This is a genomic window from Nostoc sp. 106C (assembly GCF_002154725.1).
GTDB lineage: Bacteria > Cyanobacteriota > Cyanobacteriia > Cyanobacteriales > Nostocaceae > Aulosira.
On the sequence record NZ_MTAW01000232.1, the window covers coordinates 43902 to 68282 of the forward strand.

At 40.9% G+C, this 24381-nt stretch carries 11 protein-coding genes; 1 reads left to right on the forward strand and 10 read right to left on the reverse strand.

Going from position 1 to position 24381, the window contains the following annotated elements:
- Positions 1-13 precede the first annotated feature (13 nt).
- From eboE to BV375_RS33765, 4 genes are all read right to left on the reverse strand, one after another.
- Entirely contained in the window at positions 14-1240 is a 1227-nt protein-coding gene (gene eboE / locus BV375_RS33750) for a metabolite traffic protein EboE (RefSeq protein ID WP_086768707.1), read from the reverse strand.
- Positions 1241-1577: 337 nt separating this feature from the next.
- Positions 1578-2558: a UbiA-like protein EboC gene (eboC, locus tag BV375_RS33755; protein WP_339376818.1), complete on the reverse strand. Its 981-nt coding sequence runs from the start codon at positions 2556-2558 to the stop codon at positions 1578-1580.
- 261 nt (positions 2559-2819) lie between these two features.
- Positions 2820-3728 carry a TatD family hydrolase gene (locus BV375_RS33760; RefSeq protein ID WP_086768709.1) on the reverse strand — a complete coding sequence of 303 codons (909 nt, stop codon included), beginning with the start codon at positions 3726-3728 and terminating at the stop codon, positions 2820-2822.
- 172 nt (positions 3729-3900) lie between these two features.
- Entirely contained in the window at positions 3901-4782 is an 882-nt protein-coding gene (locus BV375_RS33765; RefSeq protein WP_086768711.1) for an EboA family metabolite traffic protein, read from the reverse strand.
- 523 nt (positions 4783-5305) lie between these two features.
- On the opposite strand from BV375_RS33765, the gene BV375_RS33770 reads away from it, so the two are divergent.
- Complete coding sequence (locus tag BV375_RS33770) at positions 5306-6514, forward strand: 3-dehydroquinate synthase (RefSeq protein ID WP_086768713.1); 1209 nt, start codon at positions 5306-5308, stop codon at positions 6512-6514.
- A 115-nt stretch (positions 6515-6629) separates the two neighbouring features.
- On the opposite strand, the gene BV375_RS33775 is transcribed toward BV375_RS33770, so the two are convergent.
- The 6 genes from BV375_RS33775 to BV375_RS33800 all read right to left on the reverse strand — a co-directional run bounded on the left by BV375_RS33775 (position 6630) and on the right by BV375_RS33800 (position 23808).
- Positions 6630-10925: a non-ribosomal peptide synthetase gene (locus BV375_RS33775; RefSeq protein ID WP_086768716.1), complete on the reverse strand. Its 4296-nt coding sequence runs from the start codon at positions 10923-10925 to the stop codon at positions 6630-6632.
- Between the two features lie 101 nt (positions 10926-11026).
- Entirely contained in the window at positions 11027-14308 is a 3282-nt protein-coding gene (locus tag BV375_RS33780) for a non-ribosomal peptide synthetase (RefSeq protein ID WP_086768718.1), read from the reverse strand.
- 76 nt (positions 14309-14384) lie between these two features.
- The gene (locus BV375_RS33785; RefSeq protein WP_243714138.1) at positions 14385-15518 is read right to left on the reverse strand and encodes an acyltransferase; all 1134 of its coding nucleotides are present in this window, start codon (positions 15516-15518) and stop codon (positions 14385-14387) included.
- 129 nt (positions 15519-15647) lie between these two features.
- On the reverse strand, positions 15648-16661 hold the full coding sequence (locus BV375_RS33790) for a hypothetical protein (protein WP_086768722.1): 1014 nt from the start codon (positions 16659-16661) through the stop codon (positions 15648-15650).
- Between the two features lie 217 nt (positions 16662-16878).
- The gene (locus BV375_RS33795; protein ID WP_086768724.1) at positions 16879-21774 is read right to left on the reverse strand and encodes a type I polyketide synthase; all 4896 of its coding nucleotides are present in this window, start codon (positions 21772-21774) and stop codon (positions 16879-16881) included.
- Between the two features lie 3 nt (positions 21775-21777).
- Entirely contained in the window at positions 21778-23808 is a 2031-nt protein-coding gene (locus tag BV375_RS33800; RefSeq protein WP_086768726.1) for a non-ribosomal peptide synthetase, read from the reverse strand.
- Positions 23809-24381 lie beyond the last annotated feature (573 nt).

A 24381-nucleotide genomic window follows, 5' to 3' on the forward strand; every position in this document is an offset into this window, starting at 1 on the left:
ACTTCATCTCCTTTTAATTACCAGCAAAATTTTTTAATACCCACTCATATTCCCGCTGAATAGAAGTTAGCAAATCTATCTTCATTTCTGATGGCAAAACATCCCAGGTGTAAGTTTCGATTTCTAGATGATGACAAGCATTATTTTTTTGCAGTAAATGCAAAATAGTTACAATATCATCTTGTGTAGACTGCAAAATTTGATAATCGCGAATAAAAATTGGCACATGAAAGTGAGTACGCCATTCTTCAGCTAGCGATTGTTCTAAGTATGGTAATGCACTGATTAAATCAGGATAGTGATATAGCGTACCGTCACTACGACGTTCTATTACTTGATGAAGATAAGTAGATTCAGCAAAGGGTTGTAAGCGTTCAGTTATTAAACTACGCTGCTCAACATCAGCCGGAATTTTTACTTGAATTGCTGCACTAATTTGGATCTTACCAATCTTAATACCTGCTGATTGCAAACGTTCAAATACAGAATGTGGCTGCTCATATTCAACTGAAAAATGGCAGGTGTCATAGCAAAGCCGCACATGTTCAAGCAATTTACTCTCTGCTAAATTCTGTTCAATATTTAATTTATGGGCTAAATAATTACCACCAATTGGCAATAACCAATTTTGGTAAAAATCAATTACTTCTGAGGTATTCTCAATTAAACCATCAGGTTCAGGTTCCAAATCAATATGCAGCAACTTACCTGTATAGTTCTGGATACGAACCATTTCTGCTACAACTGATGCAATGTGGAAACAGCTATTTTTTAGAACTATGTCCCAAGTTTGTTGGTCGTCTCCCCACCAAGGTTTATAAGATAAAGGCAATGTAGAAATGCCACCATCAAGTTCTTCTGGTAACAAAGCAGCTAAAATTTTTGTCAAGTTTAATGTATATTTCAGCCTTTCCTGAGTTGACCAATCTGGTACATAAACTTGGTCTTTGACAATTTGGTGATGAAATCCCCCGTAAGGAAATCCATTTAAGGTAAAAACATATAAATCTTCTTGTGTTAGCCAAGCTTGGAACTGAGCCAAGTTATCTTTTTCTAAAATTTGCTTTGAGGCTGTATCTGCTAATCGCAAACCAATTCCAAAAGGTGCTTGAGGTGATAAACGTGATTTGAGGTGGGGAATATACTTTTCTAAATTGGCAAAAACCTCTACCCAACTTTCACCAGGATGAATATTGGTGCAGTAAGTCAGGTGAAATTTGCTGTCTATGGCAATCTTCATCTTGGATCTACATACCTATTTGTGATTTGCAACTAATTTTAGTGCAATCAGCAGGCTGTCTCAATGAAAAAATTTTCGCTCTAATATATGAAAAACATATAGCCATCCTATTTGATTCCTGAACTTAGTCGTAGAGGTAGGGAACAGGGAAACAAGGGACTAAAAGAAGGAGGTCGTTTTTTCAAAAATCAAATAGGATTTCTATAATTTCTCTTCTGCCTTCTGTCTTGAATGAGTGCTGAGTACAGAGTTAAGAGTTAAGAGTAATTAATTATCCTCTTTGTCCCTTTTCTATACATAGCGATGAAATTTTTTCATCGAGACTGCCTTGTTGACTCTAAGTAACAGCAAATATTTTGGCAAATGACATTGAAATGGGTAGCAAAATTAGTACTAACAAACCGTAAGATAAACCCGCAAAACCAGCCGCAACTGTTGCATCTAAGATAATTAGAGACAATACACCGACTTTTACTGCATTTCGGATTTTTTCTGGCACTGGATCGCGGGCAGCTTGGATAAAATTAGGCAAGATTCGCACAGCTAATAAAGCAGCGAATGGTAAGGTGGCGATGTCTTCTCCTATCGGAGACGCTCCGCGAACGACAACCCCTTTGGGGTACGCACTATATTCTACAAAAAATCCCAAAGCTACAACTGCTGTCAGAACTATTGCAATTAACAGTACTGCCACTATTCCCGTAATTTTTTTACCGCCGTGAACTTCTCCTTGGCTAATTGCGGTGATTGCAGCAATGTAAAGTACAGGAATCAACGCTAAATACCAACGTTCCCAGACGATTGCAGGTACAGCACTTACTCCTAATAATAAGTTGCTGCCACGGCACAAACCCATATTCAATGGGCCAAAAAAGGGATGATGCTTGGCCAGTGAGTCATACAGTAACGCTGCAAAAGTAATGACTAAAGCTAAGATGACACTCAACCAAGAAACTTGGAAAGCTGCCACAATTGCGATCGCAAACAATATACTCCCCAATAAAGCAGCATTTTGGCGAGACACTCGACCACTAGGTATTGGTCTAGATGGTCGCTCTTTTTGGTCTAATTCGGCATCAAAAACATCATTAAAAACTATACCGCCGCCGTATAAACCAGTTGTAGCCAATAACAACCAGGCTAAGGGAATTAAACTGGTAGCAGTTGCTTGACCGTTGAGTAATTGAGCAAAAATAACTCCGGAGCCTGAGGCGGCAAAGCCAACTAGAATATCAGCCCAAGCAGTAACAATGTTAGCTGGGCGCATCAACTCTAAATACCCCCGCCAGTGTTGAAAATTCAAACTTGCAACATTCACTGGTTTGTTTCCTTTTTGTCAGTTGTCATTTGTCCTCTGTTACAAAGTTGAGGCAGTTCCTCATAGGGAAAACCACGCCAGTTGCTACAACGGAGGGAACCTCCGCAACGCACTGGCTCCCCAAAATCGCGCTGCCGAAGCTCTGACGTCGCTACTCCTACGCTAACACCACACGACTGGCTAGACTTTGCTCTTTGTCATTTTTTATTCTCCGCGTCCCCCCGTCTCTTTGTCTCCCTCATCCCCTAATCCCCAATCCTTCTACTCAATCAGCACATAGTCTGCAATTGACTTAATCCCTGGTTCCTGTCCCCGTAAAACAGAATTACCGTTGAACATCTGACGCTGATCGGTAGATTCAGCATTTAGCCAGTCTGATGCTTTTATTTGCCCCGTTTGACCGTAAGCAAATAGAGCATTTTCGTAACATACTGCTCGTACATCTTCTTCTGGAATGCCTGTTTCTAGCATTAATTTAGCTGTTTTCGGGACTGCTAATGGATCGCTAACACCCCAATCGGCACTACTATCTACAATGATGCGATTGCATCCATACTGACGGACAATCTCTACCATTCTGGCATTACCCATTTTGGTTTTTGGGTAAATTGTAAAAGCTGCCCAAAAGCCTCGTTTTAAAACTTCTTCAACGGTTTCTTCGTTGTTGTGGTCAATAATTACTTGTGAGGGATCTAGTCCATATTCAATGCAACGATCCATGCTGCGGCTGGCACCCTCCTTTTTATTACGGTGAGGTGTATGAATCAATACCAGCATATCGAGATCTTTGGCTAATGCTAGTTGTTGGCAAAAGTATTTATCTTCAGCTTCTGTCATGTCGTCATAGCCAATTTCTCCAATGGCAACAACTCCCTCTTTGCAAGCATAAAGCGGTAACAGTTCAATAACTTCTGCTGCTAAGGCTTCGTTATTTGCTTCTTTGGGGTTGAGGCCGATGGTGCAGTAGTGTTGAATGCCAAATTGACTAGCACGAAATCTCTCCCATCCAACAAGACTGCTAAAGTAGTCTTTAAACGAGCCAGCCGTTGTTCGGGGTTGTCCTAACCAAAAAGATGGTTCAATGACGGCGACAATACCATATTCCCGCATGATTAGGTAATCGTAAGTGGTACGGGAACACATGTGAATGTGAGGATCGATAAACATCATAATAACTAGGGATTTTTAAGAAATAAATTAACCACAGAGACACAGAGGAGGACACTTGCGTGTGGGGGTTCCCCTCGTTGCGCAAAGTGTCTGTGACACAGAGAAATAGACCATAGATTGTTGCTTGAGACTGTCAATGGTTCTTGGACTTTTGACTATGGACTTTTAGCTATTATTTGCAAACTGCCTGGCGATCGCGGCTATAATTACTCCAAGTCAGTTCACCTTGTTGAATAGCTGAGTGCAACTTTGGGTAACGTGAGAGTAGTGCTTGCGCTTCAGGTAAAGCAGATTGAGAGCAGGCTAAAGCTGCTGCTTGTTGTTCAGCTATGTCTCCATCTGCTAGCACTTTTGCCAAATCTGCAATAATTGCGTGATCGGCAAACGATCCTACGGCTCGCCAAAGTTCTGGTGAAACTGGGCGTTTAGCAGCCCAACGCTCATGGGCATAGTTTGCCAACATCCTTGCCAATTCTGGGTTAGCACGGCGATCCAAACCCCAAATCAGATGCAAAGGACTCCCGACAAACAAAGCTTTCAAAACCATCTGATTCCACGCAATATTGTCTAAATATTCTGCTGGATAAGGGTTGCGTATTGCTATGGCTTGAAAAACATTACTCATATTGCTGCGAATGCCTTCAGCAGCGCGTTGGCGATGTAACTCTGGATGAGGCAATAGGGGTAAACTTTGATACAGTGCAATCAACTCACCCATATCCGCTGTACTGTAAACTTGATCGAGCGATCGCACATAATCCTCGGTATGATTGTGAGGTAAAGCAAGTACCAAGAGCGTCCGACCCGCTTGATCTACAGTCCAATCACCAGGAAACCAACCTGGAACTAGGTTATGGGCTACTGCTAAGTCTTGGGATGTTAATTGCAAACTATGTTTACCTAAATAACGCGGTACAGCACTAAAAGACGTGAAAAATACCCGCTTAGGAGCACCGTTAGCAATGTGTAGCTGTTTTTGTTCAAGCCAAGCCAGAGCTTCTTCAGAAATAGACTGTCCTAGCCAGTCATGCAACAACTTGTTTACGTTACTCATGATTAATGCAAAAGAAGACCTTAAGTGTTTTCTATACAAACTAAAGTTAAAATTTGCCCCTTAATAAGGATAATTTCTTAAGCCAGAGAATATTTTTCTTACTATAAGAAAATTACTGAGATGTATAAAAAAAATACTTTCAAACTTTACTAAATCTACAAAAATCTCTGAGCTTTAGATAAGATAATGTAAAGTTGCGGTTATTGACCGCTAAAATATAAAGCTACTTTATATAGAATAATTTTACTTCTTACTTCAACAACCATATTTATAACTAAACTCAAAAAAAGTTAAAGCCTGAGGCAGATTTAAGTAATAATGTGATTCTTAACTGCATTTAAGATCAATTCAATCCAGTTGAACTACTTTCTGAGTGGTTTAAGATTTGTCTCAAACATTTCAGTAAGTTTAATACTGAAAAGCATTTTTAATGATGGATTTGCCCCAAAAGTTTAAATGCATCTTTTACTAGATGCTAAAAATTCAAAGTTTGAAAATAATACTTAAAAATAATTAAGTTGAAATGCTAATTACACACAAGCCTTCTGTTCAATTACAATCAATTCAGCAATCTGTCTGTGTAAATTTTAACTATGATGTTCACTTTACTAATGGTCTGTTTCAATTAGACAATCCTTTATTAGCGCAGGTGATTGCCGCGGATGGAGACTTAAACCCAAAAAAAGTTTTAGCTATAGTAGATGGAGGATTGTTAAAACATCAGCATGGGTTAATGAATCAAATATCAGTTTATGCCCAGTTTTATGCAGATATCATAACCTTAATTGATGAGCCTATTATAGTTCCGGGTGGAGAAATAGTTAAGAACGAAGCAAGATTTGTAGAACAAATTCATCAGCTGATCGATGCAGATGGATTATGCCGCCACTCCTACGTATTAGGAATTGGAGGTGGAGCCTTGTTGGACATGGTAGGATACGCAGCAGCAACAGCTCACCGAGGAATTCGACTGCTACGAGTACCGACTACAGTGTTAGCGCAAAACGATTCGGGTGTAGGAGTAAAGAACGGAATTAATGCATTTGGCAAGAAAAATTTTCTCGGTACATTTATGCCACCTTATGCAGTATTGAATGACTTTGATTTTCTCACTAGTCTTGACGATCGCGATTGGCGATCTGGTATTGCAGAGGCTGTGAAGGTAGGACTGATCAAAGATGCAGATTTCTTCCAGTTCATTCTGACTCATGCCGATAAATTAGCTGCTCGCGATCTGAAAGCTATGGAAAAGCTAATTTATCGTTGTGCGCAATTGCACTTACAACATATTGCCACTAGTGGCGACCCCTTTGAAAAGGGTTCATCACGTCCTTTGGACTTTGGACACTGGGCAGCTCATAAATTAGAACATATCACAGACTATAAATTACGTCATGGTGAAGCTGTTGCGATCGGCATTGCTTTAGATAGTACTTATTCCTATTTAACTGGGCTACTGTCGCAATTAGAGTGGCAAAGAATTTTAGGTACACTTAAAAGATTGGGATTCACTTTGTACGTATCTGCACTTACAGAGCAATTACATCAACCAGATCATCCTCATCACTTATTTAGGGGAATTACTGAGTTCCGCGAGCACTTAGGTGGAAAATTGTCAATTACTCTTCTTCAGGGAATTGGACAAGGAATAGAAGTTCACCAAGTTGATTTATATGTTTACAAAAAAGCTATTTCGATGGTACAAGATTGGGAGCTTTCCCATTCCTGTTAGGAAATCCCAATTAAAAAAAGCGCCAAATGGAGCGAATTAATCATTTTTACAGCAATGGTAGAAAGTAAAATTCACTTTCTACCATTTTTGTGATTGGAAGAGATTTCAGATAAGTTTAGTAAACTTTATATTCCGCAATAACTTGGTCTATGCAAGCCTTCATTTTCTCAGACACAGAGCGTACATAGGGTTCTTTAAAGACTGAGTTATGAATTCCAGAAATATCATAAATTTCCACTCCTCCTGATGCCAATTTACCCCAACCCATTTTAGGATCGCCCTCCTGTTCTCCAATTAAACGACCATCTTCTGTTCGGAATACAGTTGCTCGACCTGTATAAACTCGGAGAACATATTCTCTTAATGCTTTTCTAGTGGCTTCTTCCACCATGAATTTTCGGTAAGAATAAGGTAAGGGACGTCCGAGGCTTAGGTGAAATTGAAAGACAAACCGCCAGAGTATCTCTTTAATGCGATACTTAAGCTCCTCTCTATTTTTTTGTGCCTGCTCAACAATATAGTTAGATGCAATTTTTAAAAGATTCTTCCAATTACGAGAGGCTGGCTGTTGCAATGACTCAGATTTAATAGGTCTTGAACCAAAAGTATCAAATAAAACTAGCAAAGCGACTTCCTTGCCTTGCATAAACAATTGCCGAGCCATTTCGTAAGCAATTATGCCTCCTGATGAGTAGCCACCGATACAGTAAGGCTCATGGGGCTGAATAGTCTGGATTTGTCTAATATAATGCGCCGCCATGTCTTCAATCCGATTATAAGGAAGCTGTTTCCCATCTAATCCTTGTGGTTGTAGCCCATAAAATGGTTGATCTGCTCCTAAATGCACAGCCAATTCTCGGAAACGCAGAACTTCTCCACCCAAACCATGTACGCAGAAGAAAGGAGGCTTAAAACCGTTGGGCTGAATAGGTACTAAAGAAGACCAAGGAATTGATGTATCAGAGTTTATGTCATCTGTTAGCGTCGTCACAACCCCAGGTTTTGAACTTCTTTCGCTCTCAATAATTTTAGCTAATTGCTCAATAGTCGGAGCTTGCAAGAGGATAGATAGGGCTAGGTTTTTGCCAACTATCTTTTCAATCTGAGAAAATAGGCGTACTGCTACTAATGAATGTCCACCTAAATCAAAAAAGTTATCTGTTATGCCAATTGGGCGAACTCCTAAAATATTTTCCCAAATTTCTGTTAATTGCAGTTGTAATTGAGTTTCAGCTTTAGCAAACGTTTTTTCTGTCTTATTATTAGTTAAATTAAGAGCAAGTAAAGCTTTGCGGTCTACATCTCCCTGAGCATTTAATGGTAGAGAATCGACCATAACAAAGGCAGAAGGTAACATCTGCTCAGGCAGTTTTTCTTGGAGAAAACTTCGTAGTTGCTCGCTATTTAAACTTTCTCCTGGTTTGGCAATAACATAAGCAACTAAATGTTTATCCTCAGAAATATATTCACTGATAATGACTACACTATTTTCCACGCCTGGATATTGCGCCAAAACTGTTTCAATTTCTGTCAATTCAAAGCGATAACCGCGAATTTTGACTTGATTATCTAAACGTCCGACAAACTCAATATTGCCATCACTTAAGTAGCGTCCTAAGTCACCTGTTCTGTAAAGATATGCTTCTGATTCACTACTAAAGGGATTAGGGATAAATTTATTAGATGTTAAATTGGGATGGTTGAAGTAGCCTTGAGTAACGCCGATACCGCTGATGTAGATTTCACCAGTCACGCCGATGGGTACAGGTTGCGATCGCTGATCGAGGATGTAGACTTGGGTATTAGCGATCGCTTTTCCTAAAGGAATTTCTGAGCGCGTTTCACTGGCTTCTGTCGCAGTCTCTGGATCGTAAACTGTGGCGGTTAAAGTCGTTTCTAGGGTTCCATAAGCATTCAGCCAGCGTACTTGCTTACCAATCTTTTCTACCCAAGTTAAATAAGCATTGCGGGAGACTCTTTCGCCACCAACCATAACCAAGCGCAAGCTAGCTGGTAAGGTTTGAGAAGACGCAGATAACTCCTTGACTAACTCATACCAAAAAGAAGTAGCTAGATTAACAACAGTAATTTGTTGTTGAGCAACGAATGAGAAAAACTGCGTCGTAGATTGCTGCTGAGATTGGATAATTGCACTAGCACCTGTAACCCAAGTAGGGAACAGTGATTCAATGAACGTATCACCGTTGAGACTAGGTTGAAGTAGGACGCGATCGCTTTCAGCCAACTCCCAAGTTTTGCTAATTGCTAGGCTGTGAGTAACAATATTACTATGTGTAATACTTACACCGTTAGGTTTACCATTTGCAGCGGAAACATACATCACACAGGCGAGATTCTGCTCTGTGACTAGACCAGCTAGATTATTATTTGAGTGCATAGCGATACTTTGCACTTCAGTATCTATACAGATAACTTGCACCTGAGACTCAGGGAGTTTCTCAACTAACGAACTTTGAGTTAATAGTAAGGATACTTGGGCATCTTCTAAAATCACAGCCAAGCTATCTTGACCAGAAGTAGGAGCGATCGCTACATAAGTTCCCCCAGCTTTTAAAATACCCAATAGCCCCACAATCGTTTCTAAAGAAGGCTCTAAATACAAACCGACATTGACCCCGACTCCTACGCCTAAAGTTTGCAAATAGTGAGCTAGCTGGTTTGCGCGGTGATTGAGTTCTAGATAGGTGAACTGCTGATTTGCAAAACTGACTGCAATATTATTAGGAGTTCGTTCAACTTGATTCTCAAAATACTGATGTATACAAATATCTTGAGGATAATCAGGCTGCTTACCATGCCAATCAACTAATAATTGCTGTTCCCCGGCTGTTAACAGAGGTAATTCCGAAATCGGCCGATCTGGGTTAGCAACAATAGCTTCCAGTAAAGTTTTGTAGTGTCCCAGCATCCGTTCTACAGTACTGGTATCAAACATATCGGCATTGTAGTCGAATACCATACCCAAACCATTATCCTGCTCCCGCAATACCAATGTCAGATCGTATTTAGTCTTGCCATGATAGATGTAGCCAAATAGAGAAGCGATCGTTAAATCAGGTAGTTCCACCGCTGCCATACCACGGCCATTTGACCAAGGTGGATTGAGGGAGAATTTTACTTGAAATAGTGAGGAAGTATTACGGCTTTGTTGTTCTGGTTTAAGTTCTTCAATAAGTCTTTCAAAAGGTAAATCTTGATGGCTATAAGCTTCTAAACAATCCTTACGTACTCGGTCTAATAATTCTCGGAAAGTCGGATTACCAGCTAAATTACTCCGCAGTACCAAAGTATTCGAGAAAAATCCAATCAGTCTTTCGGTTTCAACTTGTCCGCGTCCAGCACTAGCAAAGCTAACTAGTAAATCTTCTTGCCCAGAATAGCGATAAAGCAGTAGCTCAAACACTGTTAGTAGAGTCATAAACAGGGTAGCTCCCCATTTTTGACTCAAGTCTGTCAGCGCATGGTTGAGCGCCTTTGGTAGTAATAGCGCCGCGCGATCGCCTCGGTAGGTTTGCGCTCCTTGAGGACGAGGATGATCGTAAGGTAAGTCTATGATTGGCAAATTGCCTTCTAGCTTTTGCTTCCAGTAGTTTACCTGTGACTCTAAAACCTCACCTTGCAGCCATTGATGTTGCCAATGGGTAAAATCAGCATACTGCACTGGTAAGGGAGGTAAAGGCGAAGGCTGGCCTGCTGACAGTGCTTTGTAGATGGTAGTGAAGTCTTGATAGAACACATCGGAAGAAGCACCATCACAAACTATACTGTGCATATTCCAGATTAGTAGATGCTCGCGATCGCTCAACCGCAGCAGCAGCACTCGTAAAACTGGGCCATTGGCTAAATCAAAGGGTTGATGAGCTTCTTTGGTTGCCAGTATATGAGCTTCTGTCTCCCGTTGTTCATCTGGTACTTGCTGCAAGTCAATAACTGGTAGCGTCAAAGAAACATCCGTAGCGATAACTTGAGTCGGCTTACCATTCACAGCCGGAAAAGTTGTCCGCAACACTTCATGCCGACGGACAACTTCTCGCAAACTTTCTTCTAACACAACAACATTGAGATTCCCCGTAAACCGCACCACAACGGGCATATTATTTGAGGAACTATTCGGTTCAAACTGATGCAAAAACCATAAGCGTTGCTGACCAAAAGAAATCGGCAAATTACCATTTCGTTCACAAGCGACAATTGGCGGAATTTTAGAAGTGGCGATTGTGGTAACTTGGCGCAGAAAGTTGATGATTTCAGCTTTTTGCGTTTTTAACTCGTTCAGCAATTCTGGTGTTAGGCTGTCTTTTGCTGCCCGATAACGCAGGCGATCGCCTTCTAACCAAAGTTTGACATCGCGCTGACGTAGCTCAGATAGTAGTTCATCCAATGTTTTCATAAAACCTCGCGGAAAATTTGGCTGTGTGGGTAATGGGTAATTGGTAATGGGAATGAGGATTTCTCCCCTTCCCTTACCAAATCTGATTAGCTATGGAAGGATCAAAGCTCACCTTCTTCGTAATCATCTACCGAATCACTCTCAGCAGCTTGAATACCTTGGGTAGCCCAACGCAGAGTTTCCACTCGTTCAGCCAAATCTGCTACCGTTGGTAATTCAAATAAATTGGACATCAAAATTTCTACTTGCAAAGCCTGTCTCAGACGAGAAATTACTTGAATTCCTAACAGAGAATATCCACCCAATTCAAAAAAGTTGTCATAAATTCCAACTTGCTTGACATTTAAAACCTGTGTCCAGATATCTGCAATCTGCTGCTCAATGGGAGTGCGGGGTGCAACATAATTTGCTTCCAATTCTGGACTATAAGCATCAGGTTTTGGCAAGGCGCGGCGATCTACTTTGCCGTTCGCATTTAGCGGTAAAGCTTCTAGTGCCACAAAAATCTTTGGCACCATATACTCAGGCAATTGTTGTTTTAAGAATCGCCGTAACTCTGAAATAATTTGCGAACTATCTTCACCAGTTTCAGCCACAAAATACCCAACTAGCACTTTCTCCCCAGGAGAATCTTCACGCACAATCACCACAGCTTCTTTCACTAGCGGAGATTGTAAAAGTGCGATTTCAATTTCACCCAATTCAATGCGGAAACCACTAACTTTTACCTGATTGTCAATCCGACCGAGGTATTCAATCTCGCCATTGGGCAAATAGCGCGCCAAGTCACCACTTTTATATAAGAGTGATTGAGAATCTGCGCTCAAGGGGTTAGCAATAAATCTCTCAGCAGTTAAATCTGGGCGATTGAAATATTCTCGTGCTAAACCATCGCCACCAATATACAACTCACCTGTAATGCCAATGGGAACTTGTTGTAAATAGGAGTCCAAAATATAAACTTGTGTATTAGCAATTGGACGACCAATAGGAATAGAAGCCCCTGGCTTTAATGGTGCTGTAATTTCATAACAGGAAGTGAAAGTTGTACTTTCTGTTGGCCCGTAACCATTAATTAATTTACAGTTGTCTACCGTGTTGAGAAATTTCTGAACGTGAGGAACCGATAAAACATCACCACCAGCTAACAGTTGACGCAAGGGTTTTAAAGCATCAATTTTTTCATCAACTATGAGGTGGAATAAACCTGCTGTGAGCCACAGAGTTGTTACTTGGTATTGCTGAATTATTTCGCCTAATTCATCCAAAGATGGGGTATGAGGAGGGAAGATTACTAATTTACCACCGTTAAGTAAACAACCCCAGATTTCAAAAGTGGAAGCGTCGAAAGAAACAGGACTAATTTGCAGAAATACTTCTTTGTCGGTGAGGCTGACATAGTTAGTTTCTTTAACTAACCTCACTACACCTTGATGAATAACACTAACACCTTTAGGTTGACCTGTAGAACCAGAGGTGTACATTACATAAGCCAAGTTATTAGGCTTGACATTAGTAATTAGATTCTCTGTCGCTTGTTGGCTGATAGTATGCCAATCTGCATCTAAGCAAATTACATTTGCAGTATGAGTGGGTAGTTTTTCAACTAATCGTTTTTGGGTAACTAATAATTTAATTCGGGTATCCGCAAGCATGAACGCCAAACGTTCTTGAGGATAACCCGGATCTAAAGGTACATAAGCCCCGCCAGCTTTGAGGATACCTAATAGACCTACTATCATTTCTAAAGAGCGTTCCACGCAGATTCCCACTAGCACATCTGCGCCTACTCCTAATGTTTGTAGGTATTGTGCTAATTGATTAGCGCGAGTATTTAACTCTCGGTAAGTGAGTTGTTGTCCTTGAAATACCAAAGCCACAGCATCAGGGGTACGCGCTACCTGTTCCTCAAATAACTGATGGATGGATTTATCTTGAGGATAGTTGGTTTGAGTTTGGTTCCATACTGCTAGTAGCTGTTGCTCAACTGCTGGCAAAATGGGCAATTTCGCAATAGTTTGATTGGGATTTGCAACTATACCCTGCAACAAAGTTTCAAACTCTGCCATCCGGCGGCGGATAGTGTCAGCATCAAATAAGTTAGTGTTGTACTGACATTCCAGAGTTAGTTGACCGCGTAATTCTGTAGCATTAATAAATAGTTCAAAGTTCTCAAAGGAGCGAGGGTTAGAGAAAAATTCTACTTCTAAACCACTGAAGGGGAGTTTATCGCTATCTAAACCTTGATCGATATTAAATGTAATCGGAACCAAAGGAATCCGGCTCGAATCCCGTGGAATACTTAATTTTTTAACCAGACTACCAAAGGTAAATTGTTGATGATCGTAGGCATCTAAAACAGTAGAACGACGGCTCTGCAAATATTCACTGAAAGATTGTGCGCTATTGATTTGGCTACGCAGTGGTAGTAAATTTACACAATGACCTACGAGATTATATTGACCTAAAGCAGCTTGTCCAGCGGCGGGAATACCGACAACTAAGTCATTTTGTCCGGTGAGACGGTGTAGCCAAGCCTCAAATCCTGCCAGGATAGTAGTCATAAAACTACAACCAAACTTTGAGCCTAGTTGTTTGAGATCTGCAACTAGTTGCGGATTTAATTGCCAATCTTCGCGGGCGGCGTTAAAAGTTCTGATAGGTGGGCGAGAGCGATCGCAGGGGAAATCCAGTACAGGTACAGAGTCAGCGAATTGTTCTAGCCAGTATTGTTCTGTGGCGATCGCTTCTGGGCTATCTACCTCTTCTTCTTGCAAAATTGCATAATCACTTAGGCGATCGCTTTCTTCTAACTCTGGAACAATACCCTCTAGCAAGGCAGAATACAGTTTACCCAAATCTGGCATCAGCACTGCCCAAGACCAACCATCACAAATAATATGATGAGCAGTTAAAATAGCTATATGTTCTTGCGGCTGCAATTTGATAATTTGCGCCCTAAATAGAGGGCCATGTTCTAAATCAAAGGGCTTTTCTACTTCTTGTCGTCTGATACTAGCTAATTTTTCCTGTTGTTCCTGTTGTTCTAGACTAGAAATATCAATAATCGGGATTTCAATTTGTAGCGAACCAACAATGCAGAGTGTATTACCATCTGTGCTAAAAGTTGTTCTGAGCGCTTCATGACGTTGCACTAACTCTTGCAGTGCAGACTGGAAAACTGTAACATCAAGTTCGCCTTTGAGCCGTAGAGATTGGGACTCGTTATAAGCACAATTTGCAGCATCCCCCATTTGTACAGAAGCCCAAATTTCTTTTTGAGATTCAGTAGCAGGGGCGGTTAATAGTAATTCTCCATCTGCAAACGGATCGAAATCAACAGCAGCTAATGAGGATTGGAAATTTACAGGCGATAAAGTCATAAAAATCTCTTATTTTCTCGATTTATTCAATGTGTTTGGCTGGAAATTTATGTTGATAAACTACTAACATTCAATACTATTTAGCCAAAAATCTAGACTTTAAATAGTTACGCATAGGAACTTCTATAAATCTATATGTCAATGATGCAGCCAATAAGACACTCATCAAAAATCCTCCTAGATACATCAAGGCTTCGTATTCTGTAAATCCTTTACCAAAAACATCTTTATATTTGTAAACCCAAAATAGTTTTAACAATTCTTGAAAAAACCAATGAACCATATAAATTGAGTAAGATATAGTGCCGAGATACAGCATTAGCCGTGAATTCAAAATTTTTGATATCACATTATTGTTATTGACAGATACAGCTAAAATTAGTAGCGAAAAAGCTGGTAGAATCAACCAATCATGAAGGCTACGCAAATGATCCCAGTAATTGTGCATAATTAGAACTATCCAAGTTATCGCTATAATTGCCAATAAATTAAGATTGAAATACTTTTGATAATTGCCTCTAAGATAGACTTTGTAAGTGATAATGCCGAGTACACATTCTAGCCCGCATCTAGCTATCGAAGGTATACCGATAATGCTATCTAAATTTCCACGGGTAAAAACGACTAATAGTAATATGCTAATGAGAGCATAAATATAAAATATTAAATCATTTTTAAAGCTATTTTTTAGTAAAAAGAACAATAATATTGGAAATACACAGTAAATAACAAACTCTACGCTAATTGACCAAGCAGGTTCATTCCAATAAGTATTACACCAAAATAAAGGTGGGCAGTTTAAATCGAAGGCTTGTAAAAGTAAAATATTAGCAAAAAGAGCAGTTAAGTTAAATTTACCAGTGAAAGCAGAATGATTTAGTAAAAATATTTTTAAAATTTCTAATCCAACAAATAAGGACAAGGTAAATACATGTATAGGATAAATTCTAGCAAAACGCGAGAATAAATAGGAGCGATATTTATCTAAACTCACCTTTGCCGAAAAATCTCCGATATAAACGTGGGTCATGATAAAACCACTCAGAATAAAGAAGAAGTCAACCCACAAATATCCATTGCGGAAAAAATCGCTATAGATTGATAAAGTTGAACCAGTTTTAGGTAAAGCGTAGTAAGAAAAATGATGTATAACAACAACCAAGGCTGCAATACCACGTAGAGAAGTGAGCGATTTGATCTGTTTATACATTAATAATTTTGCTATTTTTTTATTTAAATAACCTAAACATAGTTCGGATTTCGGTGGGCATTGCCCACCCTAAAACCCTATAATTGAGCTAAGGAAATATGGCAAGAATACTTAGTATTGATAATTGTGTTAATTTGAAAGAAATCTAATTTTTTTCACAATATGGTTAGTAAATTTCTTTAGCCTTCTCTCAATGGATTTGATTCTTAATACACCAGAGCGCAGTATTGCAAATTTACTTTTCGGGCGGCGATCAGATATAAGACCTAAAGCAAGGATTTTGATGCGATCGCGCAGTGCAGACTTGCCTGGCGCAGTGGGTTCTAATCCCAGTTTGCGCAGATAGCTGTTGACTTGATATACTCTGGCTTTTAGATCGTAAGGTCGCAAATAAAAGAGGATACTCAAAGCCACAGAGACGTTATTACCATTTTTAGCCCAATGGGGTGCCAGTATTGGATGATGAATTCCCTTACCTGGTTGCAAATGGTAAACGCTCGCTTTACTCTGATTTTCCTCTCTATAATTTGCTACATTTAGGTCGCCTATATAAAATTTTTCAATCTCTTCCTCGCTCAGTATGGAACGGTCGTTTTGATTGAAGAGGCTCATATCTTTTTCGCCTTGAATCTGAAACAGAAAATTCAGTTCACTATCGATGTGGTAAGGCGTAATAGAATTTGGAGAAGCAATAAAGATATAAGCACCTAGCCAGGTCATTTCCTGCCGGAGAGGTTTACCTGTAAGAACTTCAAGTTCAGTTACGATCTTGTCGAGCAAGGCAGCATATTCTGGGTCTACTTGAACATCTTCAAGCATCACCCAAGAATCGGATTCTCCAATATTTGCGATCGCCTCTGTAATTTGCTTGATTCCAGGTCGATGATTCCACTTTTGTTCAACAGGAACTCTACTGGTATAAGACTGGATTTTGTCGATTCTCCCCTGACTGAGGATAGTATCTGCTAACTCAACCAAGCGGGGAATTTCAAACAAAGGGTGTCCCGCCAGATTATGAGCAAACATGAAGTGAGAAGAGTTGAAATTTTCTTTAAAAGTTAAAGGTTCAGCTTGAATGACTTGTTCAGGAAGTTTTGCATCGGGCTTAATAGAAATACTTGCAAGTAAATTATCAACTGTCATAAAAACCTTGATTTAAAAGTATTACAAAAATTACTGGCTCTCAATATTAGACTTCTTGTATAAATATTTTTTTGTCTCACGCAAAGACGCAAAGGAAAAGGCGAAAATCAGGACTTTTGGAAGAAGTCTATTGTTCTGTGTGATTGATGTTTGGCGTTGCTGAATTAGATGAAATAAGTCATCCCACAAATATGCAACGCCAAAGTTTTAAAACACGCTAGGAAACACTGGCGACTTGTAAATATTTCCCAGGACGCTCAGGATCGGGGATGTACCAAGAGGGATTACCTTGCGGATCGCGTCCTAATTTTGCACCAGGCTGGGGAGGACGATTGCGGATGCTGTTATTGGTAACGACAACTCCATTTTGACTGCGGGTTGTTACTTCTTCAGCAGGTGCAGCAAAGAATCCAGCAGCTTGCATTTCAGCCAGACTCTCCTTAAAGGCTGTCATCACGAAAGCCAAATCAGCTTCGGAATGTGCTGTGGTGAGGAAGCAAGGACGGTGATCCCAAATATGTACTCCCTTTTCGCGCATTAAGTAAAAGAGCAAATCTCCGTAGAGAAACTCTGGTGCAGGTTTCACCATGAATAGGGAGCCGAAATTATAGGCGGTGAAGGGTGCTTGTACTTGTTGAAAATACCCCATTATTTCTGCCACAAACTTATCGGCTCTGGCATTGAGATTTTGCTGTAAGCTAGGGCCACTCTGCTTTAAATGTTGCAATACTGCTTTTGCGGCTGCTAGTGCTAAGGGATGGCGGACGAAAGTACCAGCAAAGTATGTAACACCAACCTCTGGAACTGAATCATCACTATACTGCCAAAAGCCACCATCTAGAGCATCCATATATTTTGATGTCCCAGCAATGACTCCAATCGGTAGTCCACCGCCGACAATCTTACCGTAGGTTGCGATGTCAGCTTTGATACCAAAATGAGCTTGCGCGCCACCGGGATGAATCCTAAATCCAGTAACGATTTCATCAAAAATCAGAGCAATATCAGCCTCTTCAGTAAACTTACGCAATTGCTGCAAGAATTCCTTGGGTTGGTATTCTGGGCGGCGACTTTGCACTGATTCCACCATCACCCCTGCTAATTCATCAGCCCGACTCTTGAGGATTTCTAAAGACTCGGGTGAATCATAATCCAGTACCAAAATATTCTCTACTTTTTCTGGTGGAATACCAGGCGCAGCGGGAATTGACCGCAGTTGCTTGCTACCACGAACAATGACTTCATCTAAAATGCCGTGATAAGCTCCCGAAAAGATAGCGATTAAGTTACGGCCTGTGATTGTCCGCGCCAATCGCATCGCCCCTAAAACGGCTTCTGAACCTGTGTTACAAAAAGCGGCGCGGTCAAAGTTGGTTAATTCACACATTAACTTTGCGACTTCTCCTACTAAAGGAGTTTGGGGGCCGATTTCCATACCCAGTTTCAGTTGGGCTTCAATTGCTTCGGTAATGAAATCTGGCGACCAACCGAATAAATTCAAACCGAAACCATTACTTAAATCGACGTATTCATTACCGTCAATGTCCCAGAGTTTAGAACCTGATGAACGAGATACCACAATTGGGTAAACCATCTCTTTCATCGTGGGGTTGAAGCCAGAAACACTCCTGGGATCTGCCAAATAACGGCGATGAGATTGGGTATATTCTTTGGATTTTTGCGTCCGTTGTGTATATCTGTGGATAAATTTGTCTAGATAAGCGCGTTGTGCTGTTGTGAGAGTTTTAGTCTGAGTTTTTTCAATTCGCGCTGCTGCACCAAATGCCTTTTTAGCGCCATTTGTCTCGGCTTCTACTGCCGGTTTTGCTTCTTTTGTGGTTTGGGTAGGGGTAACAGATACAGTGTTTTGCGGAGTTGATACTGTCGGTACAACTGGTGTTGTCAGGGATAAATTATTGTTACCCAGTAACGCCAATTGTTGAGTCATAATTTGTAGCTGCTGATTAATCACAGTTTCTAAGAAACCGGATGCAACAACAGGTTGAGCAGCAATTTGTTGAGGTGCAGATACAGTCATGGGAACTATGGTTGCAGGTGTTGGTAATGGTGCTTCTGGGGGAGGTTCTGCAACGGTCTCTGTTAAACCAAGCGCGGATAAAGTTTCTGGAGATAAACCTTCATTTATTAAGTCTGCTAAAGTTCCTAAATTCGGGCAAACTTCTAATAATTGCCTGAGTGTTACCTTGACTTTAAATTTTTTCTTTAACGCTAGCCCAACTTGAGTTAGAGATAGGGAATCTAACCCCATTTCTAAAAACGTTGTTGATTCATCAAAACCAGCGATTTCCAATCCAGAGGTTTCTTCGAGAACTTCTTTGAGCAGGGGAATAAGTTTTTGCTTGGGGGATGACATAGTTGCAGGTTTCTCTACACTTTGGGGATTAGGAAGTTGAGCAGTTTTGGTACGGTTGGGATGGGGTAGCGGATCGATCCAAAAACGTTGGCGTTCAAAGGGATAAGTCGGAAGTGGGATTCGCTGGCGTGTTTCGTCTTGATAGAAATTGCTCCAGTCGATAGTCACTCCTGCTAACCACAGTTGTCCTACTGCTTTGAGTAATGCATTCCATTCCGCTTCGTTCTCAGCGTTGTCAGCCAGAGAAGCGATCGCAATTTGTTGTTTGATATCTTTTGCTTGTTGGCGCGCTAAGGTTGCAGTTGTGGCGCGTGGCCCTACCTCCAGCAATACCCGTTCTGGCTGTTCCCAGAGAGTTTGTACGCCTTCCGCAAATCGCACAGTCTGGCGCAGATGATTCGCCCAATACATTGGATCGGTGGCTTGCTCATCTGTAATCCAGTTGGCTGTGACAGTGGAAACAAAGGGAATTTGAGGTGCGGATAATTGAACTTGTCCAACTACCTCTGCAAAGGGAGCCACAATGCTATCCATCATTGGTGAGTGGAAAGCGTGGGAGGTATGGAGATGGCGACAGACAATCTCTTCAGTTTCTAGTTGTTGTTGCAGCGATGCGATCGCCTCTGTAGGGCCTGCAACTACACATAAGGAGGGGCCATTAATTGCGGCGATCGCTAATTCCGCACTCAATCGCGGCTCTACCTCGTTGACTGGGAGGCGGACTGAGAGCATGGCTCCTCCCGGTAACTCCCACATTAAGCGACCGCGAGTTGCAACCAACATCAGCGCATCTTCTAAGCTAAATACACCCGCAATACAGGCGGCGACAAATTCACCAATACTATGCCCAATCATGGCTTGGGGTTTAACTCCCCACCTTTGCCATAGTTGCGCTAGGGCATATTCAATCACGAATAATGCTGGCTGGGTAAAGAAGGTTTGTTTTAAAGAAATAGCCGCAGTTTCGCAATCGCTTGGTGCGGGATACATGATTTCGCGTAAATCTCTCCCCAGCAAAGGTTTGAGAATTTCCGCACATCGATCTACTACCTCGCGAAATATATGTTCGCGCTCGTAGAGATTCAATCCCATGTTCACATATTGCGATCCTTGTCCGGGGAACATGAAAGCAACGGGAGGATTGCGGATTTCTGTATGACGGGTACTTACTTGATTGGGATCTAAAGATTGGAGAGAGGCGATCGCATCTGTAATATCGTGACAAACTACATAGCGGCGATAGTTAAAGGCTTTACGTCCGCGCTGTAGGGTATAAGCAACATCAGCTAAGTTAATTTCGGCGTTGTATTGGAGATATTGCTGCAAATTGGCGGTTGCAGCATCTAAGGCTGTACTTGTTTTGGCGGAGAGCAACAATAGCTGCTGTGGACGAGAAGCACCGACAGGTTGAATTTCTGGGGTTTCTTCCAAAACTACATGAGCATTTGTCCCACCCACACCAAAGGAACTCACACCAGCGCGGCGTGGAGTTTCACCTTCTGGCCATTCCACTAGTTTGGTATTGACATAGAAGGGGCTGTTGGCAAAATCAATTTTGGGGTTGGGGGCAGTAAAATTCAGGCTTGGGGGTAGCTTTTTGTGATAAAGCGAGAGCGCAGTTTTAATTAAACCCGTTACCCCAGCCGCCGCTACTAAATGCCCAACATTGCTTTTAACTGAACCAATGGCGCAAAATTGTTTCGTATCTGTATGCACTCGGAATGCTTGCGTTAAAGCTTCAATTTCAATCGGGTCGCCTAAGGGTGTGGCTGTACCGTGCGCTTCAATATAAGAGATAGTTTCGGGGTGAATGTTGGCATAAGCTTGCGCCATCGCAATGGCTTCGGCTTGTCCATCTACACTGGGAGCCGTAAAGCTCACCTTATCACCGCCGTCATTATTGATACCAAGTCCGCGAATTACAGCATAGATGCGATCGCCATCTTGCAATGCATCTTCTAAACGCTTCAGAGCAACTATTCCTGCGCCGTTATTGAACATTGTGCCTTGAGCGTTAACATCGAAGGGGCGACAATGTCCATCCCCGGAAAGCATACTGCCTTCTTGAGCGATATAACCGCTATTTTGGGGTGTAGTCATAGATACACCACCAGCCAACGCCAAATCGCATTGATAGTTACTCAGTGCTTGGCAAGCTTGAATAATGGCTACCAAGGAAGTAGAGCAAGCAGTATTTACACTGACAGCCGGGCCTTTCAAGTTAAGTTTATACGCCGCACGGGTGGTTAAAAAGTCTTTTTCATTAGCTAGCATCGTTTGGAATTCACCGATGCGATCGACAATTTCCATCCGGCCGCTAATGTGGTTGGCAAAATAAGTATTTTGACCACAACCAGCGTATAACCCAATCAAACCATCGAAAGACTCTGATTCATAACCAGCATTTTCTAAAGCTTCATACACCAACTCTAGAAAAACTCTCGCTTGCGGGTCCATCACCACAGCTTCTGAGGGATTAATGCCAAAGAAAGCCGCATCAAAGGTTTCGCCTCCTGGGATGGTTCCTCTAGCTTTGACGTAGCTAGGATCTTGGCAAAGGTTGGGATCAATACTTGGATCTAACTCTTCATCTTGAAAGAAAGTTGTTGACTCTACTCCCTCGCAGAGATTGCGCCAAAACTCATCGACATTTCTAGCGCCAGGAAATCTTCCTACCATGCCAATAATGGCAATACCATCAATGGGATCTTGATTATCCGATGCTTGCGTATCTAACATTGCTTAAACACCTTGTTGATGATGACGGCGACGAGCACGAGCGGCTTGTTGGCGTTGAGCGCGACTTTGCAGCTTGTCATAAGCAGGTTGGCTGTTTTGTTTTAATTGCAAATACTTTGCTAATGTGCCAATTGTTGAATATTGAAAAAGCTTCACCGCAGGTAACTCAATGCCAAGTTCCTGTTGTATCCGCGCTGTAACTTGCAGAATTGAGATGGAAGTTGCTCCCAAATCAAAGAAGTTATCATCAATGCCAACGCGATTGATTTTCAGTAAATCGCCCAAAATCCTTGCTAATTGGCGTTCTAAATCAGTTTGGGGAGCAATGTACGCTTGTTCGAGTTGTGGACGTTCTCTACTGGGTGCGGGTAATTTATGTCTATCAACTTTGCCGTTTGCAGTTAAAGGCATTGATTCCAACAACACAAACGCTGATGGCACCATGTAATTAGGCAGTTTTTGCTGTAAAAAGCTCCGTAATTGATTGTGCGTATAACTACTGTGCTGATGCGGCACAATATAAGCAACTAACTGCTTTTCGCCTGTTTCTGGCTGAAGTGCTAGAACCACATTTTCTCGCACGTCAGGATGTTGAGCAATTTCTCTTTCGATTTCCCCAAGTTCAATGCGGAAACCGCGAATTTTTACTTGATTGTCAATTCTTCCTAAAAATTCGATATTACCATCTGGCAGAAACCGCGCTAAATCGCCAGTTTTATATAGACACGTTGGTGAATTACTATCAAAGGAGTGAGAAATAAATTTTTCAGCAGTCAAATCGGGACGGTTGAGGTAACCTCTAGCTAACCCATCACCAGCAATGTACAACTCGCCAACTTCTGCGATCGCTACTTGTTGGAGGTTGTCGTCTAATATATAAACTTGGGTATTGGCAATGGGGCGACCAATCGGAATCGAAGCACCTGGTTGTAGCGGCGCTGTGATGCTGTAGCAGCAGGTAAAAGTTGTATTCTCAGTGGGGCCGTAACCATTAATTAGCTGGCAGTTTTCTACTGTTTGAATAAACTTCTGCACATGGGGAACAGATAAAACATCACCACCCGCTAAAAGTTGACGCAAGGATTTTAAAGCATCAATTTTTTCATCTACAATCAAGTGGAATAAACCAGCTGTCAGCCAGAGAATTGTAACTTGGTGTAGCTGAATAATTTGTCCTAATTCTTCTAAAGATGGTGTGTGAGGAGGGCAAATTACTAATTTGCTACCATTAAGTAAACAACCCCAAATTTCAAAAGTTGAAGCATCAAAGGAAATCGGCGCAAGTTGCAGAAATACTTCTTTATCTGTTAATTGCGCATAGTTAGTTTCTTTGACTAACCTAACTACACCACGATGAATGACGCAAACACCCTTGGGTGTACCTGTAGAACCTGAAGTGTACATCACATAAGCTAAGTTGTCGACGGTGATGTTAGTAGTTAGGTTCTCTTGATTATTTTGCTCGATAGCATTCCAATCTTTATCTAGGCAAATTATAGATGCGGTATGACTAGGTAATTTGGCAATTAGTTCTTTTTGAGTTAATAGTACCGACACATTGGTATCTGACAGCATGAAAGCTAAACGTTCTTGCGGATACCCTGGATCTATTGGTACATAAGCTCCACCGGCTTTGAGGATAGCTAATAGTCCAACAACCATTTCTATTGAGCGTTCTATGCAGATTCCTACCAGAACTTCTCCACCTACCCCTAGTGTTTGTAGATATCGTGCTAGTTGATTAGCACGGCAATTTAGCTCTCGGTAGGTAATTTGCTGGTTCTGAAATACTAGCGCCACAGCATCAGGTGTTTTCTCTACTTGTACTTCAAACAGCTGATGAATACATGCTTGTTTAGGATAATAAGTTTGAGTATCATTCCATTTTGCTAGTAACTGACGTTCTTCGGATTCTTTCAAGTTAGCTAATCTGAACCTATCTTGTTCCGGATTAGTTTTTGATAATGATGGTTGATACTCCTTTATAAGTAATTCGTTTTCTTTTGAAACTAATGAATTAGTTATTAATTCCATGTTAAAAGTTTTGACAAAATATATTTTTCTAGAAAATATGTGGTCTTTATCTATGCCAATATCCTAAATTTCACAATTTATGCTGTGATTATTAGGACTAAAAAAATTGTGGTCTAAAAAGTAGAATCTAAATGCTAAATTTCCAATAATTATTGCCAATTTTTATAAGATTTGTATTAATCGTCACCCAGCTTGAAATTTAGTTATTTCATTCTGACCTATTTTCTAAAAATCGTAGTTATTTTTACTACATCTTCATTGAAAATTAAAACTTTAGAGCCAATTTGCAATGTGAATATTAAGTAATTAGTGATCGTCCTATTGGCGTGTAGGCAGGGAATACACAAACGTAAATAATTAATCTATGAAAATATTTTATTTAGTATAATTTTTTACTTAAATTTATTTAAATGTTAAGTACAGTTCAGAGAAAGTTGGAATATTCGTTATATTCTTAGAACTCAGCTCATTAAATGTAAAATACAAAAGTTTAAAACCCTGATAGCAACTGGCTTTTCCCTTTTGCCTTCTACTTATCTGTGTTTGCCACATTAAAGCAGCGACCTGTTTAAA